Annotated in this window: 14 protein-coding genes; 4 read left to right on the top strand and 10 right to left on the bottom strand. The window is 64.6% G+C overall.

Going from position 1 to position 17,373, the window contains the following annotated elements; all coding sequences use genetic code 11:
• Positions 1 to 29 precede the first annotated feature (29 nt).
• The 8 genes from KHO49_RS27225 to KHO49_RS27190 all read right to left on the bottom strand — a co-directional run bounded on the left by KHO49_RS27225 (position 30) and on the right by KHO49_RS27190 (position 9,023).
• Entirely contained in the window at positions 30 to 866 is an 837-nt protein-coding gene (locus KHO49_RS27225; protein ID WP_213666176.1) for a TIGR03915 family putative DNA repair protein, read from the bottom strand.
• Positions 863 to 2,083, bottom strand: coding sequence for a putative DNA modification/repair radical SAM protein (locus tag KHO49_RS27220; protein ID WP_213666175.1), 1,221 nt, complete (start codon positions 2,081 to 2,083; stop codon positions 863 to 865). The genes KHO49_RS27225 and KHO49_RS27220 overlap by 4 nt, the downstream gene beginning before the upstream one ends.
• A gap of 141 nt (positions 2,084 to 2,224) precedes the next feature.
• On the bottom strand, positions 2,225 to 3,391 hold the full coding sequence (locus KHO49_RS27215) for an acetyltransferase domain-containing protein (RefSeq protein WP_213666174.1): 1,167 nt from the start codon (positions 3,389 to 3,391) through the stop codon (positions 2,225 to 2,227).
• 182 nt (positions 3,392 to 3,573) lie between these two features.
• Positions 3,574 to 4,371 carry a transglutaminase family protein gene (locus KHO49_RS27210; RefSeq protein ID WP_102879802.1) on the bottom strand — a complete coding sequence of 266 codons (798 nt, stop codon included), beginning with the start codon at positions 4,369 to 4,371 and terminating at the stop codon, positions 3,574 to 3,576.
• Entirely contained in the window at positions 4,368 to 5,318 is a 951-nt protein-coding gene (locus KHO49_RS27205; protein ID WP_102864395.1) for an alpha-E domain-containing protein, read from the bottom strand. The genes KHO49_RS27210 and KHO49_RS27205 overlap by 4 nt, the downstream gene beginning before the upstream one ends.
• Before the next feature lie 3 nt (positions 5,319 to 5,321).
• Complete coding sequence (locus KHO49_RS27200; protein ID WP_102879803.1) at positions 5,322 to 6,731, bottom strand: circularly permuted type 2 ATP-grasp protein; 1,410 nt, start codon at positions 6,729 to 6,731, stop codon at positions 5,322 to 5,324.
• Between the two features lie 492 nt (positions 6,732 to 7,223).
• The gene (locus tag KHO49_RS27195) at positions 7,224 to 7,724 is read right to left on the bottom strand and encodes a P-loop nucleotide/nucleoside kinase family protein (protein WP_110653447.1); all 501 of its coding nucleotides are present in this window, start codon (positions 7,722 to 7,724) and stop codon (positions 7,224 to 7,226) included.
• Between the two features lie 90 nt (positions 7,725 to 7,814).
• Positions 7,815 to 9,023, bottom strand: coding sequence for an EAL domain-containing response regulator (locus KHO49_RS27190; RefSeq protein ID WP_102879805.1), 1,209 nt, complete (start codon positions 9,021 to 9,023; stop codon positions 7,815 to 7,817).
• Between the two features lie 337 nt (positions 9,024 to 9,360).
• Here KHO49_RS27190 and KHO49_RS27185 point away from each other — a divergent pair, with 337 nt between their 5' ends.
• Positions 9,361 to 12,963, top strand: coding sequence for a transporter substrate-binding domain-containing protein (locus tag KHO49_RS27185; RefSeq protein ID WP_213666173.1), 3,603 nt, complete (start codon positions 9,361 to 9,363; stop codon positions 12,961 to 12,963).
• 71 nt (positions 12,964 to 13,034) lie between these two features.
• Here KHO49_RS27185 and KHO49_RS27180 read toward each other — a convergent pair whose 3' ends face one another.
• Positions 13,035 to 13,784, bottom strand: coding sequence for an ArsR/SmtB family transcription factor (locus KHO49_RS27180; protein ID WP_110653449.1), 750 nt, complete (start codon positions 13,782 to 13,784; stop codon positions 13,035 to 13,037).
• A gap of 81 nt (positions 13,785 to 13,865) precedes the next feature.
• On the opposite strand from KHO49_RS27180, the gene KHO49_RS27175 reads away from it, so the two are divergent.
• Positions 13,866 to 14,999 carry a cytochrome P450 family protein gene (locus KHO49_RS27175; protein WP_213666172.1) on the top strand — a complete coding sequence of 378 codons (1,134 nt, stop codon included), beginning with the start codon at positions 13,866 to 13,868 and terminating at the stop codon, positions 14,997 to 14,999.
• Positions 15,000 to 15,081: 82 nt separating this feature from the next.
• The gene (locus KHO49_RS27170) at positions 15,082 to 15,576 is read left to right on the top strand and encodes a DUF1543 domain-containing protein (protein WP_123393268.1); all 495 of its coding nucleotides are present in this window, start codon (positions 15,082 to 15,084) and stop codon (positions 15,574 to 15,576) included.
• A 2-nt stretch (positions 15,577 to 15,578) separates the two neighbouring features.
• Here the strand turns inward: KHO49_RS27170 and KHO49_RS27165 are convergent, their stop codons facing one another.
• On the bottom strand, positions 15,579 to 16,538 hold the full coding sequence (locus KHO49_RS27165) for a LysR substrate-binding domain-containing protein (protein WP_213666171.1): 960 nt from the start codon (positions 16,536 to 16,538) through the stop codon (positions 15,579 to 15,581).
• 120 nt (positions 16,539 to 16,658) lie between these two features.
• Between KHO49_RS27165 and KHO49_RS27160 the strand changes: the two genes are divergently transcribed.
• Positions 16,659 to 17,297, top strand: coding sequence for a LysE family translocator (locus KHO49_RS27160; RefSeq protein ID WP_213666503.1), 639 nt, complete (start codon positions 16,659 to 16,661; stop codon positions 17,295 to 17,297).
• Positions 17,298 to 17,373 lie beyond the last annotated feature (76 nt).

Below are 17,373 nucleotides of genomic sequence, written 5' to 3'. Positions count from 1 at the left end.
CCCGCCCCTGCCTGCCAGGGGCGGGCTTTTTATTGCCCGCCACCAATCCGCTTGCCGCGCCGCGCCGCCACCTGGCTGGCCTGGCCGTCGCGCTGCTTGCCGTGGCGCGCTTCGCTGATCAGCGCCGGAATCAGCGGTCCCTCCGGCAGGTGCTTCCAGAACCGGGTCGGCAAATGCCCCTGCATGACCTTGGGGTTGAGCCGCGCCGGGTTGAAGATGTGGCTGTAGTAGGCCAGCCACAGCTCGCCTCCGGGGTCGTCGCCGGCCTGGGCCAGTTGCTGCCAACCAGCGGGGCACTGGCGCTGGTGGTGCAGTTGCTCGCCGTCGAAATACACCCCGTCCCGGGGCGTGGCGATCATCCAGCGGTGGCGCCCCATGCGTCCGATGAAGTGCCGGCTGGCCTGGGCCAGGATGTCGTGGGCCGGTTCGTGCCAGGCCACGTATTCGGGTTGCTCGGCCAGGGATGAGCGGCCCTCGGGCAGCCTGACGAAGCGCACGAAGGCATGCAGGTGATGGGCCTCGCGGTCCACCTGCTTGATCCGCCGCTGCAACTCGCTGCCCAGTTGATCGCCGCTGAGCATGGCCGTGCGGTCGCCATGGCTGACTCGCCACAGCACCTCGTAGAGCAGGCTCCAGCGCTGCTCGCCGCGATAGCAGGCGGCCCGCTGCAACAGCTCCAGCAGGGCCTGGGGAATACGCGCGCGAAACGGTCCGGGCTGTTCGGGGCAGCTCTCGTCGCTGGCAAAGAGGTCGGCCTCCTGGGTCCCGGCCCAACTGACCCGGCTCGGATCGATGGAATGACTGAGCAGCCAGCGCGCCTGCTGGCGCCAAGTGTCGAACAGGTCGTCGCAGTTCAGGCTGATCATCCCCAGAGCCCCATCTGCTGCGGTTGCGGCCGGTCCCGCAATTGCTGATAGAGCAGCGCGCTGCTGGTTTCCGCCTGCTGCGGGTGATAGTCGCTGGTGATGAGGAATGGCTTGGCCTTGCTCAGCACACAGCGCATGCGCGCCAGGTCCTCGAAGCGGATGCGGCGCTCGCGACGCAGTTCCACCAGGCGCTGGGTAGTACGCAGGCCGATCCCCGGAATGCGCGCGATCAAGGTTGGCTCGGCGCGGTTCAGGTCCAGGGGAAACAGGTTGCGGTTCTCCAGCGCCCAGGCCAGCTTGGGGTCGATGTCCAGGGCCAGGTGCCCCGGCCCCTTGAAGAGTTCGTTGGCGCTGAAGCCATAGCCGCGCAACAGGAAGTCGGCCTGATACAGGCGGTGCTCGCGCATCAGCGGCGGCGCGGCCAGGGGCACGCTTTTCGGGCTGTTGGGGATCGGGCTGAACGCCGAGTAATAGACCCGGCGCAGGCGGAAATTGCCGTACAGCGCCTCGGCGCTGTGGAGAATGGTGCTGTCATCGGTGTCGTCGGCACCGACGATCATCTGGGTGCTCTGCCCGGCCGGGGCGAAACGCGGCGCCCGGGGCTCGTTGCGCACGGTCTGCTCGCCGGTATAGATGGTGCCCATGGCCTGCTTGATCGAGCCCAGGTGTTTTTCCGGGGCCAGGGTCTTGAGGCCCTGGTCAGTGGGCAGCTCGACATTGACGCTGAGGCGGTCGGCATAGCGCCCGGCTTGCTCGATCAGCAGCGGGTCGGCGTCGGGGATGGTCTTGAGGTGGATGTAGCCGCGGAACTCGTGCTCTTCACGCAACAGCCTGGCCACCTGCACCAGTTGCTCCATGGTGTAGTCCGCCGAGCGGATGATCCCGGAGCTGAGGAACAGCCCGCTGACGCAATTGCGCCGGTAGAAATCCAGGGTCAGGCGCACCACTTCCTCGGGGCTGAAACGGGCCCGGGGCACATCGCTGGAGCGGCGGTTGACGCAGTACTGGCAGTCGTAGAGGCAGAAATTGGTCAGCAGCACCTTGAGCAGCGAGACGCAGCGTCCGTCCGGCGTATAGCTGTGGCAGATGCCCATGCCATTGCTCGAACCCAACCCGCTCTTGCCTTCGGAACTGCGCTTGGGCGCGCCGCTGCTGGCGCAGGAAGCGTCGTACTTGGCGGCGTCGGCGAGGATGCTCAGCTTGTCGATCAGTTGCATGGCGAGGCTCGAATACTGTTTTTATATACAGTACAGAGGGTGCCCCATGCCGTTCAAGCGGTGTTTGTCGGCGCCGGCAAAAAAACGCTGATTGCCCTGCCTGCGCCAGCAATCCGGCGCAGGCAGCAAGGGACTGGCCCCTTAGAAGTACTTCAGCCAGGCCAGGTCGCGGCGCCGGGCCTTGAGTCGGGCGAAGCCCCGCACCGGCGGGTACAGGATCAAGGCCAGAAGCAACGTGATCAGCCATAGCCAGCCCAGCGAGTCGAAGCCAAAATAGGCCCCTTGATTGCGCCCCAGTAGCGCCACGGCCAGCAGATACAGGCCCTTGAGCACATACAAGTGCAACAGGTAGAAGAACATCGGCGCCGCGCCAAATACGCCGAGCACCCGGATCAAACCGCTGTCCTGCCGCCGCTCCAGGGCCCGCAGCAGAAGTAGCCCGGCACCCAGGGTCAGGGCGATGAACAGCAGCGACGGCGGGTACTTGGTGATGTTGAAAAAGCTCATCAGGGTTTGCCCCCAGGTCTCGCCACTGACCCAGGGCCGCTCGCCATAGCCGTTAAGCAGCCGCAGCACGATGAACCCCGCCAGCGCCGCCAGCCCCCATCGCAACAGACGCTGCTGTCGCTGAGCGGCCTCGGCTTCGCGGGCGAACCAGGGCCCCAGGGCATAACCCAGGCCGATCACGCCGATCCATGGCAGCAGCGGATAAGAGGTCCGCAGACGCAGCCCTTCGCCCCATTCGATCCAGCCGCGATCATGCAGGATCGCCCAAGGCACGTGCAGCGCCTCGCCCGGGGCGAAATGCAGCCCATCCAGCAGATTGTGCCCGCCGATCAGCAGCAGGCTCAGGCCCAACAACAGCGCCCGAGGCAGCCACAACAGGGCCGACAGCGCCAGCATGCTCAGGCCGATGACCCAGATCACCTGCAGATAGATCAGCGTCGGCGGAACCTGTCCGGTCCAGGCGAAGTTCACCAGGGTCAGCTCCAGCACCACCAGAAACAACCCACGCTTGAACAGGAAAGCGCTGGCCTCGGCCCGATGGCCGTGCTTCTGGGCAAACAGGTAAGCCGAAAGCCCGGTCAGCAGGACAAACACCGGCGCGCACAGGTGTGCCAGGGTGCGGCTGACAAATAGCCCGGGCTCAGTGGTGGCCACGTCCATGGGATCGCTTACCTGCCGGTGCAGGAAGAAGGTTTCCCGCACATGGTCCAGTAGCATGAACAGCATCACCAGGCCGCGCAGGGCATCGATACTCAGCAGCCGGGTGCCGAGGCTCGCGGGAGGGTTGGGTAAAGAACTCATAAGGAGGGATCGCAGCGTCAGGTTCAAAGGGACGGTGCCGGTCTCGCGCCCGGCAAATCGGCCGTTACTTTATAACATCTGCCTGTCGATCCAAAACTCCTTAGCTGTGGTCACGGCCCCAGGCAACAATCGACCCGTAGCGCCGCGCCCGGCCAGGGCATGGGCGGCGACGCTGCGCGGCGTTACTGATGCTGGAACTGCACCATGGAACTGACCTGGACCCGAGCCTGCATCTGTTCGGCCCCTCCCCCGCGACGCATGCCGCGCACCGGGCAGGCATCCAGGTAGTCCAGGCCCACCGCCAGTTTCAGGTGACGCTCGGGTCGCGCCAGGCGATTGGTCACGTCGAAGCTGTACCAGCCGTCGTCGAGCCAGGCTTCGGCCCAGGCATGGCTGGCCAGGTGGCTGGCGTCCTCGGTGCACAGGTAGCCGGAGACGTAGCGCGCGGGAATCCCCAGGCTGCGGGCGCAGGCCAGGAAGGCGTGGGTATGGTCCTGGCAGACCCCGGCACCGCCGGCAAAGGCTTCGGCCGCGGTACTGCCAACCCCGGTGGCGCCCGGACTGTAGGGCATGTGCTCGGCCAGGGCCTGCATCAGCTCGATCAGCGCGGCGCGATCACGGCGCTCGCCGCAATGGCGCCGGGCAAAGTCGCAGAGGGCCGAGTCCGCCTTGCTCAGGTGGCTGCAACGCAGGAACGGCAGCGGCGACTGGCTGTCGCCCTCCACTTCCCGCGTGCCATCGATCTGCACTTCGCCAAAGGCCGTGAGGACAATGGCGCCGTGGGGCTCGTCGAGGGTCATGACATGCAGGATGTTGCCGTAGGGGTCGCGCTGGGCGCGCACCTGCCGTGGCAGCTCCAGGTGCCATTGGAGGACCTGCTGGCGCTGGCTGTCCTGGGGCGTCAACCGCAGGAACTGGATGCTGGTGCAGACTTCATCGGCGTAGCTGTAGGTCGTGTCGTGACGAATGGACAGTTTCATACCACCTCCAGATAGGACTCATGCACGGTCTGCCCCAGGTGGCGGATCTGCCCGATGCAATCGGTCAGCCACTGGTGCAGGCCGGAATCGAGAATCTCGTTGATCCCGGTATAGCGCAGGCGCGCGTTCAGTTCGGCGGCCAGGCGCTGGGCCGGGCGTCCGTTGTCCCCCGGCAAGGTGGCCAGGAGCTGGTCCAGCTCCTCGACGCAGGCATGCAGGGAGCGCGGTACATCGGCGCGCAACAGCAGCATCTCGGACACCTGCTCGGCCCCCGGGGCATTGCGGTAGATCTCGTTGAACGCTTCGAAGGACGACAAGGCACGGAGCAAGGCGCTCCACTGGTAATAGCCCCGGGCCGAGTTATCGCTGACTTCCTCGGACTCCTCGCCGAACATTTCATAGCGTGCGTCGAGCAGGCGCAGGGTGTTGTCGGCGCGCTCGATAAAGGTCCCCAGGCGTATGAAGCGATAGGCGTCGTTGCGCATGATGGTGCCGGCGGTGGCACCGCGGAACAGGTGCGAACGCTCCTTGACCCACTCGCAGAACTGGCTGATGCCGTAGCGCCCCAGGCCATTGCGGGCGATGTTGCGCATCTCCAGCCAGGTGGCGTTGATGTTCTCCCACATGTCCGCGGTGATCCGCCCGCGCACCGCGTGAGCATTGCTGCGGGCCGCCCGCAGGCAGCAGTAGATGCTCCCCGGGTTGGTCTCGTCGAGGGCGAAAAAGTGCAGCATGCGCTCGGTGTTCAGTTCACCGTAGCGCTGGTTGTAGTCATCCAGGGTGCCGGCCGCCAGCAACGACATGGCCAGCTCGGCATGGCCGTCACCGCGCCCGGCCTGGGGCATCAGCGACAGCGAATAACTGACCTCGAGCATGCGTGCCAGGTTCTCGGCGCGCTCCAGGTAGCGGGACATCCAGTACAGGTCCGCAGCGGTTCTTGAGAGCATGGTTCAGTCCTCCACTACCCAGGTGTCTTTGGTGCCGCCGCCCTGGGACGAGTTCACCACCAGCGAGCCTTCGCGCAGCGCCACGCGGGTCAGGCCGCCGGGCACCAGGCGGGTTTCCCGGCCGGAGAGTACGAACGGCCGCAGGTCGATGTGCCGCGGGGCGATGCCGCTTTCGACAAAAGTCGGGCAGGTGGACAGGGACAGGGTCGGCTGGGCGATGTAAGCCTCGGGGCGAGCCTTGAGGCGGGTGCGGAATTCTTCGATCTCGGCTGCGGTGGCCGCCGGCCCTACCAGCATGCCGTAGCCGCCGGAGCCCTGGGTTTCCTTGACCACCAGGTCCGGCAGGTTGGCCAGCACATGGGACAGCTCGGCGGGCTTGCGGCACTGCCAGGTGGGCACGTTCTTGAGGATCGGTTCTTCGCTCAGGTAGAAGCGGATCATTGCGTCCACATAGGGATAGATCGACTTGTCGTCGGCGACCCCGGTGCCCACGGCGTTGGCCAGCACCACATTGCCGCAGCGATAGGCAGCGATCAGCCCGGGCACCCCGAGCATGGAGTCCGGATTGAATGACAGCGGATCGAGGTAGGCATCGTCCAGCCGACGGTAGATCACGTCCACCGCCTGGGCGCCGGCCGTGGTGCGCATGAACACCCGGTCGTCACGCACGAACAGGTCGGCGCCTTCCACCAGTTCCACGCCCATTTCCCGGGCGAGGAACGCGTGCTCGAAATAGGCACTGTTGAAACGTCCCGGAGTCAGCACCACCACCGTCGGGTTGTCCAGGGGGCTGGAGCTCTTCAGGGTGTCCAGCAACAGGTTGGGATAATGGTCGATGGGGGCAATGCGCTGGGCGGCAAACAACTCGGGAAACAGACGCATCATCATCTTGCGGTCTTCAAGCATGTAGCTCACGCCGCTGGGGGTGCGCAGGTTGTCCTCCAGCACGTAGTAGCTGCCATCGCCGTCGCGTACCAGATCGACCCCGGCGATATGGGCGTAGGTGCCCCGGTGCAGGTCCAGGCCCTGCATGGCCACCTGATAGCCTTCGTTGGCCAGCACCTGCTCGGCGGGAATGATGCCTTCCTTGATGATCCGCTGGCCGTGATAGATATCCGCCAGGAACAGGTTCAGCGCCTGGACCCGCTGCACGCAGCCGCGCTCCACCGTGCGCCACTCGCTGGCCTTGATGCTGCGGGGAATGATGTCGAAGGGAATCAGGCGTTCAGTGCCCTGTTCGTCGCCGTACAGGGTGAAGGTGATACCGGCGCGGTGGAACAACAGGTCGGCTTCACGCCGACGCTGGTCCAGCAGCTCCAGGGGCGTGTCCGCCAGCCAACGGGCGAACGCTTCGTAGTGTGGTCGACAGGTGCCGCTGGCAGCGTACATTTCATCGAAAAAAGCGCGGGACATAGCCAACTCCTTGCCGTGATATGAACGGCTTTTTATTTGAACCCTGTGTGTGCGTGACCCGGCTTTAACCTAGAAGGGATGATAGTTCCCCTGTGTGCGAGCACCTCCTGGGCCCACGGTCGAACGGCCCCTGCCGCCCGCTTCACAGAGCGGTAGCAAAGGCTATGCCGCAAATGCCCAAACCACGGCTACTGCGGCATATGGTCTGAAAAACCCCACAAATAGCGACAAATACATTCATAAAAGAGACATACATCCCCGCCAGGAAGCGGTCTTGGGGACGCCCATGGGGACCCTGCCCAAGTCATGGCAAACGGTTGCGGGCTGAATCGGTGCACAAAGCCCCAGGGAGGATTTTTTTGCCCCGTTATCGGGAGCTTTGCCGGCAATATGGCGTGCACTGGCCAGCAGCGGCCCCTGAACACTGACCGCCAGCGCACCATCGAGGTTCAAGGCATTGACTGGCCACAGCGAGGATTGGCCGGTCGGCCGTCAGCTGCGCACCGGCAACCGAGCCAGGATCAGCGCCACCGCCTGCTGCGGCGACAGGCTCGCACTGTCCAGGCGCAAGGGTGCCGACGCCCAGGCCTGGTAGTCGTGATCGAGTACCGACTGCCAACTGGGCGCTTGCAGCCCCGGCACATCCACCTGCCGGGTCTCGACCCGCCGTCGATGTTCCCGGGGGTCGGAACAGATCACCTCGACATCCAGCAGGAGCACCCCCAGTCGCTGCGCCAGATCGCTCCAGGCCTGGCGACTTTCGGCCACGGGATTGACGCAGTCGGCCAGCACCGGGTTGCCCAGGGCCAGATTGGCCTCGGCCAGTTGCAGGGCGATCTGGTAACCGGCCTTGCCGACCTCTGCCAGGCCGGCATCGCGCAGACCCTGCTCGATGCTGTCGATACGCAGGTAGGTGGCTCCCAAGTGGGGAGCCAGGGTGCGAGCGATGGTGGTTTTACCGGAGCCCGGCAATCCGCTGAATACGATGAGCATGCATGGCCCTGGCTGGAACGTTGGAGGGCAAGCTTCAACGCAATCGCCGTCGACGTCCAGCGCGGGACCCTCCGACACCGCAGAGCAGTGTCAGGGAAACACTGCAGGTTGCTCGGCCGGGATGCTTCGCGGCCAGGACAACAGTGCGCTTTCCGACATCGGCCGGGCGTACCAGTACCCCTGGGCCATGACGCAGCCTATTTCCAGCAGCAGGCGCCGTTCGAGCTGGGTTTCCACCCCCTCCACCACCAGGCACATTTCCAGGTTGCTGGCTAAGGCCAGGGAGGCACCGACCACCGCGCGACAGCGGGGCTGACGCACCAGTTCACGGACAAAATGCGCATCGAGCTTGATCTGGTTGAACGGCAGTTCGCACAGGCGCTGCAAGGAGGAGTAGCCGGCGCCGAAGTCGTCGATGGCCAGGTTGCACTCCATCATCCGCAGGCGCACCAGGTTTTCCAGGCTGATGGCCGGCGCCTGCACCAGGCCCACCTCGGTGATTTCGAACGTCAGCAACCGCGGCGGAACCTGATGCCGGTCGATGGCCTGACGGATGTGCCTGACGATGTCACCGCTGGCCAGTTGTCGGGGCATCAGGTTGAACGCCAGCTCCAGTTCTTCACCCTGGTCCAGCAGTCGGCGCTGCAGGGCCATGCTCTGGTCAAGCTGCTGGTGGAGAACCTCGTCCAGCAGGCCTGCGGCCTCCAGTTCATCGAGAAAGGCTGCCGGCGCCAGGACCCCGCGCTCGGGATGGCACCAACGCATCAGCACTTCGGCGCCACAGCAACTGGCGTGGCGCAGGTCGAACTTGGGCTGGTAGTAGGCGACGAACTGGCCCTGCTCGACCCCCCGCTGCAGGTCTTCAAGGCTCACCGGGGCGAAGTGCCGGGACGGCGCCGGAACCTGTTGCTGATGGCGCTGCTGATACAGTTCGAGCATCGCCTGCAGGGCTTCCAGGTCCGCCGGCTTGCCCACGTCCCCCAGGACGATCAACCCATGCAGGCTGATCATCTGCAACACTGCGCGACGCAGATCGGACTCAATCAGGCTGTAGAGAATCACGGCCCGCACCAATTGCTCCTCACTGGCCCGCCGCAAGAACTCCAGGCCGTCCATGCCCGACATCTGCAAGTCGCAGAGCACGATGTCCGCCGCACCGCGCTCACGCAGCAGGTTCAGGGCACTGTCCCCATCGGACGCCGCCAATGGCTGAGCTACATCCAGGCGTCGCAACTGCTCCAGGGCCAGCAGTTGCTGCACCGGATGGTCTTCAAGCACCAATATTTTCAGGGTATTCACGCGCGGCTCCAGGGTGAGCGGCGACTGCCGAGGGGCCCGATAACGGATCGCTTGGCACCTTCTGTGGCGTTAACCGACAGAAGTATCGCAAGGGTGCAGATAGACACAAGCGTATCGCCAACCGAACGCGGGTCAAGACAAAGCCCCTACCTTCGGTCCGCCAGCCTCGACGGGCTTGCCCAAGCCCGAGCAACTCAGGAAAATAGGCCCGTTTGGCGCTCATCCTTGATCTATATTGATATCCAGCATTGACGATCAGCCCTTGTGCGGCGGTCAACTCAGCCAGCCCAGTTCCTCCTCGACTCATCCTTGTGCCGTTCTTCGATCAGGAGCCCCGATGCCCCGCTTCCTCCTGCCAACGCTGATATGGCTGGCATGTTTTCCCGCCTTGGGAGACACCGCAACTCCCTTGCAACTGCTCAACTATGAATCACCCCACCACCATGAATTGTCCTTGACCAACGATGATTGGCAATGGCTGCGCAACAAGCGCGAACTGGTGCTGGGCACCTCGCAGCAGAACCTGCCACCGCTGGAGATGGTCAACGAGTCCAGGGAATACGAAGGCATCACCGCAGACTACATCGGCCTGCTGGCGGACGCTCTGAGGGTGAAGATCAGCGTCCGCGCCTATGACAACCGCGAACAGGTCTTCAAGGCCCTGGCCAAGGGTGAGATCGACTTCATGGGCAGCGTGACACCGGTCGATGCCCAGCAACGTCAGCTCCTGCGCAGCCAACGCTACCTGGTCAATCGCCCGACGCTGGTGGCCCGCCTCGGGGACTCTCCATCACTGAAAAACGGCTTGCAGGGACGCCGCCTGGCCATTTCCCTGGACACCATCAGCCTGCCCGTTGCCCAGGCCATGTACCCCAAGGCACAGATCGAAGGCTACGACAACACGGATGCCGCCATGGCCGCCGTGGCCTTCGGTGATGCCGATGTGCTGCTCAGCGATGCGGTCTCGGCGCAGTTCCTGATCTCGCGCAACTACAGCGACTACCTGCGGATCATCTATAGCGGCCCCGCGAGCATCCCGGGTTTCGCCTTCGCCGTGAACCCGGACAACCAGCAGTTGCAACGCCTGATCGACAGTGCACTGCAAGCGATCCACAAGGAACAGGACATCAGCATCCGCAATCGCTGGGGCGACCGCCTGCTGCTGAGCATGGAAAAAACCGATCTCACGGCCGACGAACAACGCTGGATCGAAAACAACCCCGTGGTGCGCATCGGCATCCACCGCTATCTGCCACCGATGTCCTACTTCGACGCCGAGGGCAATTACCTGGGGATTACCTCCGACCTGCTGGCCATGCTGGAGACCAAGACCGGGCTGAGTTTCGAGATCGATGCCATGCCCAGCTTCACGGACCTCAACAACGCCGTACGCGAGGGCCGGGTGCAGATGGTGGCCGATCGAGCCCGCAACCCCGAGCGCGAAGGCTACTTGCAATTCACCCGCCCCTATCTGGTCGGGCCCTACATGTTGATCACTCGCGACGCTCCCGATGCGCCGAAAACCCTGGAGGAAATGGCCGGCAAGACCCTGCTGATCGGCAGCGGCCATGCCCTGGTGCCGCTGCTGCGCCAGCGCTATCCACAGATCCGGATCAAAGAAGTACAAACCAACTTCGAAGCCCTGGCCCTGCTGCGCGACCACAAGGGCGATGCTGCGGTGCAAGCGGAAATCGCCGTCAGTTTCAACTTGCCGCGCATCAAGCAAGACCAGCTCAAGGTCCGATCAGCCCTGAACCTGCCGTTGCTGAACGAATCCTTTGGCGTGCGCAGGGACCAACTGGAGCTGTTCAGCATCATCGACAAGTCCTTGCGCAGCATTTCTCCCGACGCCATTACCGAGCTCAATAATCGTTGGCGCTCCAAGGCCGCTGTCGTCCCCCCTTCCTGGCGCGACTACCGCACCACCCTCTACCTGGCGGGTGCCGTCTCCGTGCTGTTGCTGCTGATCGCCCTGGCCTGGGGCTATGCCATGCGCCGCCAGGTCAGCCAGCGCGAACGGGCCGAGCATGCGCTCAACGATCAAATGCGCTTCATGGACGCGCTGATCAACGGCACGCCGAATCCGATCTACGTGCGCGACCTCGAGCGGCGCCTGGTGATCTGCAATGACAGCTATCTCAAGACCATGGGCACCGATCGCGAGAGCGTGCTGGGCAGCAACCTCGAACAGTTGGCGGTGCCCGAAGCCAGTCTGTTCGCTAAAGATTTCCAAAGCATCCTCGACGGTGGCCCGCCGCTGCTGATCGACCGCACCGTCCATATCCGCGGGCAGCGGACGCAGATCTACCACTGGATGCTGCCCTATCGAAATGCCCAGGGCGAAATCCTCGGCATCATCGGCGGCTGGCTGGACATCAGTGAGCGCCAGCAACTGCTGGACGAGCTGACCCAGGCCAAGAATGACGCCGACAAGGCCAACCGCGCCAAGACCACCTTCCTGGCCACCATGAGCCATGAGATCCGTACCCCCATGAGCGCGGTCATCGGCATGCTGGAACTGGCCCTCAAGCGTGCCGACCAGGGCCAGCTCGACCGCAGCTCGATCGAGGTGGCCTACAGCTCGGCCCAGGGCCTGCTGGAGTTGATCGGCGACATCCTGGACATCGCCCGGATCGAAAGCGGACGCCTGAGCCTGAGCCCCGAACGAGCCAACCTGCGGGATCTGGTGGAGTCGGTGTTCCGGGTCTTCGATGGCCTGGCCCGGCAAAAGGGCCTGCGCCTGGAGCTGGATCTGGACAGCAGCGTCAATGGCGACGTGCTGGTGGACCCATTGCGCTTCAAGCAGGTGCTGTCGAATCTGCTGAGCAATGCGATCAAGTTCACCGAACACGGCGGGGTGCAGATCCGTTTGCAGGCCGAGGGTGACGATGCGCAACTTTTGCCCCTGCTGATGACCGTCAAGGACACCGGGATCGGCATCGATCCCGACGACCAGCAACGGCTGTTCCAGCCCTTCAGCCAGGTGCCAGGGCAACATCAGAACGCCCGCTCGGGCACCGGACTGGGGCTGGTGATCTGCCGCACGCTCTGCGAAATGATGGGCGGCCAACTGCGTCTGGAGAGCCAGCCGGGCGTCGGCACCCTGGCCCGGGTGCAGGTGCAGTTGAATCGCCTCGACCCACTGCCCGATGCACCGCCTGCTGTAACGCAAGCCACCCCGTCGGTCGCCGCCAGGGCACCGCTGCATATCCTGGTGGTGGACGACAGCCAGGCCAATCGCCAACTGCTGTGCGAGCAACTGCGCTTCCTGGACTATTCATTGAGCCAGGCGCAGAACGGCGCCGAAGCCTACAAGGTCTGGCAGCGGGAAACCTTCGACGTGGTGATCACCGACTGCAACATGCCGGTGCTGAACGGCTATGAGCTGACCCGACAAATCCGCGTTGCCGAACAGATCCAGGGCCGGCCGCCGGTGCAGATCTTCGGCTTTACCGCCAACGTCCAACCCGAAGAGGAACAGCGTTGCCGGGACGCCGGCATGAATGGATGCATCTTCAAGCCCATTGCCCTGCCAGAACTGGACCGCCGTCTGCGAGAACTGCCCGCCCTGCCCCGCTTGCAACTCAAGGCCAACAGTGAGCGCTTCGACATCCAGCAACTGGACCACCTCACCGGCGGCAACCCAGCCTCCATTCAGCGGGTGCTCAAGGGCTTGCACCAGAGCAACCAGCAGGACTTGAAGCAGATCCGCGGGTTGCTGGCCAACCCCGACAATAAAGGCGTGACCGACCTGGCTCACCGTATCCGCGGCGCGGCGCGGATCATCAATGCCCAGGCCCTGATCGATGAATGCGAATACCTGGAGAAGGCCTGCCGCGAAGGCGCGAATGCCGGCCAGATCAAGACGGCATTGACGCGCTTGGAGCAGGCCATGGTGGGGCTGGATCGTGACTTGCTGGAGTCCGTGGTGCCCGATTGAGCAGCCCTGGCATCAGCTGATCGCACACTCGGGCACCGCACCAGAGCCCCTTACCGCCCAGCCACCGGGGTTCAGGCCCCCAGGCTTTGCAGCTCCAGACTGGCCGATGCCGACAGCGGCTTGGATGGCTGAATCAAGGCGATACCGAAATACTTGCTGATGTAGCGCCCGCCGGTGCCGGTCAGGGTCAGGGCTCGGCTGTCCACATCCTGCCTCAGCCATTTGCGCTGCAACAGCACCCGCAGCAGCGCCGCCCCCAAGGCGCCCGCCAGGTGCGGACTGCGCATGCTCCAGTCCAGGCACGGACAGGCCAGGCTTCGGCGCAGCCTGCTCAGCTCGACCACGTCGATGTCCAGGCCGCGGAAGAACTCGACACCACTGTCACTGACCCGGTAGTCCTCGCCCTCCTCTCCCATCAGCAACCAGCCGGCTTCCAGCATCCGGTCGTGCAACTGCACCCCCAGGGTGCCCGCCAGGTGGTCGTAGCAAGTGCGGGCAAATTGCAGGCGGTCCGGGGTACGCGGGGTGAAGGTACTGCCCTGGCCGATCACCATCAGGGCCTCCAGGGCCTGGGCCACCAGCGGATCGCCGAGACCGTAGTAACGGTGCCGCCCCTGGACCTGCACCCGCAGCAGGCCGGCGTCCCTGAGCTTGGCCAGGTGGGCGCTGGCGGTGGAAGTGCTGACCTCGGCAATCGCCGCCAGCTCGGTGCTGGTACGGGCGTGGCCATCCATCAGCGCACACAGCATCCGGGTACGGGCCGGCTCGGCGATGGCCGCCGCCACGTTGGATACCCCCAGGTCGTTCTGCACTACATTCATATTTCGCTCCATGACGAATCGTGTCTTCGAAAAGATGAGGATAGTAGCAACCTGGATATCTGCCCAACAAAGAGACAAATCATGGACCCGATCAGCGCTGCCACCCACTTTGCCCCCTACGATTTCTATTACGCCCGCCTGCGTGCCCGGGGAGGCCTGACTTACGATTCAGCGCTGGGCCTATGGGTCGCCAGCAGCGCCGCCGCAGTGGCGGCGGTGCTGAACCACCCCGCCTGCCGTGTCCGACCGCCCCAGGAGCCGGTGCCCCGGGCCATCGCCGGGCGGCCTGCCGGGGACGTGTTTGCGCGCTTGATGCGGATGAACGATGGCCTGCGCCACGGCTGTCCCCGTGCAGCCATGGCGGCGCCGCTGCAGCAGCTGGGCGCCATCGACCTGCAGCCCTGGCTGGCACAGTGGCGCCCTGCCCTGAGCGCCCCCCAAGGCGCCAACGATCTGCAACGCTGGCAGTGGCGCCTGCCGGTGGCACTGCTGGCAGGACTGCTGGGAATAGCCGCCGAGCGGCGCGAAGACCTGGCCCGACGCACCGGCGAATTCGTTGCCTGCCTCTCCCCCTTGAGCAACGCAGAACAGTTGCAGGCCGCCGACTCAGCGGCGCAGCACTTGATCCAACAGATGCAGGCATTGCTCGATGCGCCGCAACACAGCCCGTTCCTGAGGGCGATCCTCGAGCGCAGCCAGGGCCTTGCCCCAGAGGATCTGCAGGCCAACCTGCTGGGCCTGCTGGCACAAACCCACGACGCCTGCGCCGGACTGATCGGCAACAGCCTGATCGCCCTGCTGGCGGAGCCGTCACTGTGCCAGCGCCTGTCCCAGGACCCGGACCAGCTCAGTGCCTGGCTGCTCCAACGCCAGCGCCTGGACCCGCCGGTGCAGAACACCCGGCGGTTCGTCGCCACGGCTTGCACCCTGCTGGGCGTGGACCTGCAAGCCGGCGAGACGGTGCTGGTGCTGTTGGCGGCGGCCAACCACGACCCGGCCCTGACCGCGGTCACCGGCTGCGATCCGGCATACCAGGGGTTCAGTTTCGGCAGCGGCACGCACCGCTGTCCCGGCCAGGGCCTGGCGCTGAATATCGTCCAGAGTTTGCTGCAGCTGCTGCTGCGCTCGCCGGGGCTGAGCACCCTGACGCTAGACTGGAATTACCTGCCTTCGGTCAACGGCCGCCTGCCGCTGTTCACCGATGCCGCCGGATAACCGGCAAGCGCCTTGGCAGTCTCCGCGCGCTTGAGGTAAAAGGTGCCCCACTGCCAAAACCGATCCTGGAAAAGGAACAACAATGCTGTTTGTGGTGATGCTGGGGGGAAAACACCCCAGAGCGAAAATTGAAGTCCACGATGTCCAGTTCGTGGTCGCCGAGCGTCTCGAAGCCGCCTACCCGCAACTGCGCGAAGGCTGGTTCGGCAGCCAGGCGGGCTTGCACATCGACGCCTGGATGCAGGTCGACGGGGTCGAGGACTGCAAGGTCGAACTCAGCCCCCTGGCACCGCAGCCGGGTGCACCACGCCTGTACTTCCTGAACCTGGGCGGTTACGAAGCGGCGGCCTTTGGCGAGGCCCACAGCTACCTGCTGGTGGTGGCCCGGGACAAGGCCGAAGCCAAGGCCAAAGGCAAACGGCAGATGCTGGCCCACTGGCACAAATCCCACACCGATGCCTTGCTGGACGTGGACGACTGCCTGCCGATCGACCTGCTGGAGGGCCGTTATGTGCACCTGGTGCCCGGCCCGCACCGGGGCATCGTGCAGCGCAACGACTACATCCTCCTCAACTGAGTTCAAGACGGCCGGTGAGCGCCCCCCGGCACCCGGTAGTCCAGTTCGAGATCGCTGATATCCAGCACCTGGCTCAATAGAAACGCCCGCAACCGGGCGATGTGCTCCTGGCGCGGACTGTCGCGCAGCCACACCAGGTAATAGCCGTCCCCTGAGGCCACCGCGCTGGGGAACGGCAGGCTGATCCGCCCCAGACGAATGTCCTGCGCCACCAGATGCAGGTCGCCAATCGACAGGCCGTGCCCGGCCATGGCAGCGCAGATCGCCTGGTCCAGGGTGTCGAAGACATTGCCCCGCTCCAGCCGCACCTGCTCCAGCAACGCCCGGTCCTGCGGTGCTTGTGCCTGCAGCCAGCGGCGCCAGTCGCGACGGTCCGCCGAAGGATGGATCAGCTCGGCGTCCTTGAGCCGTTCCAGGGTCCAGGACGGTCCGTCCGCGGGCTCGGGTGGGCCGATGGGAATCAGCCACTCATCGAACAGCTTGCAGGCCTCGATCCCGGCGCCAAAGTGTCCGTTGCCCAGGAGAATCGCGCAGTCGTAGGGCTCGGCGTAAAAATCCACATGGTCGAAGTCCATCCAGACACTGGCCAGTTGCACCGCCAGCGCCGGCTGTTGCCCCTTGAGAGCCTCCAGAACCCGCAGCAGCCAGCGCATGGTCAGGGTCGAAGGCGCCTTGAGGCGCAACTGGCCGGTGTTGGCCCGCAGCGGCAGGCAGGCATCCTCGATGATCCGAAAGCCCACCTTGAGCTCCCGGGCCAAACGCTGTCCGGCTTCGGTAAGCACCAGCCTGGGGCCGTGGCGCTCGAACAGGCGACAGCCGAACTGACTTTCCAGGGTACGGATATGCCGGCTGATGGCGCTTTGGGTCAGGGACAGTTCCTCGGCGGCCCGGGTAAAGGAGCTGGAACGGGCGGCCACTTCAAAGGCCCGCAACGCGTAGAGCGGCGGCAGGGATTCGACCATCGACAGGCACCAACAATGATTAAAACTCATAGTAGGTCATAGCTTTTTGCGTTTTTCAATGCAGCTCAAAGCCGCCAAGCTGAGGCCTTGCACATGACTTGAAAGGCGTTATTCGTGGACCTGAACCTGTCGCTATTGTTGGCCTATGCACTCAGCGTACTGATGCTGGTGGCCACCCCGGGGCCCGTGGTGGCCCTGATCGTCAACACCAGCATGAATGCCGGGCCGCGCCAGGCCGTGTTGACCGCCCTGGGCACCAACGCCGCCTCACTGCTGCTGGCGCTGCTGGCGGTGCTGATGCTGACCACCGGCCTGGCGCTGGACCCGCGCCTGATCGGCTGGGTCAGTCTGCTGGGCTGTTGCTTCATCGGCTGGCTGGGCGTGCAAGGAATGCGGGAGGTGTTTGGCCCGGCCCCCGTGGCGGCAGCGCCACGCGCTGACCAGGGCCGCCAGGGCCTGGCCAGCGGTTTCCTGGTGGGGATCGGCAACCCCAAGGACATCGTGTTCTTTGCCTCCTTCTTCCCCCAGTTCATCCAGGTCACCCGCTCCTTGCAGCACAGTGCGCTGCTGCTGACGCTGGTCTGGGTGCTGGTGGATTTTGCCGTGCTGGGGGCTTACATCCTGGTGGCGCGTCAGGGTTTCTCGCTGAAGTACAAACGCCTGGTGACCGGCATTTCCAGCCTGGCGCTGTTACTGGTGGCTTTGCTGGGCCTGGGCTACGCCGTGCTGGAACTGAGCAATGCCGGCGCCCAGCGGTGACGCGTGACTGTGCCCCGGGCATTCGTAGCCCGTGGCGACATTGTGGAAAAACCGCTCGCCAGCCGATAAAAATCTC

The sequence above is a fragment of the Pseudomonas sp. RC4D1 genome (assembly GCF_018390395.1).
GTDB classification, from domain to species: Bacteria; Pseudomonadota; Gammaproteobacteria; order Pseudomonadales; family Pseudomonadaceae; genus Aquipseudomonas; species Aquipseudomonas danubii.
This window is presented reverse-complemented; position numbering and strand designations above follow the sequence as displayed.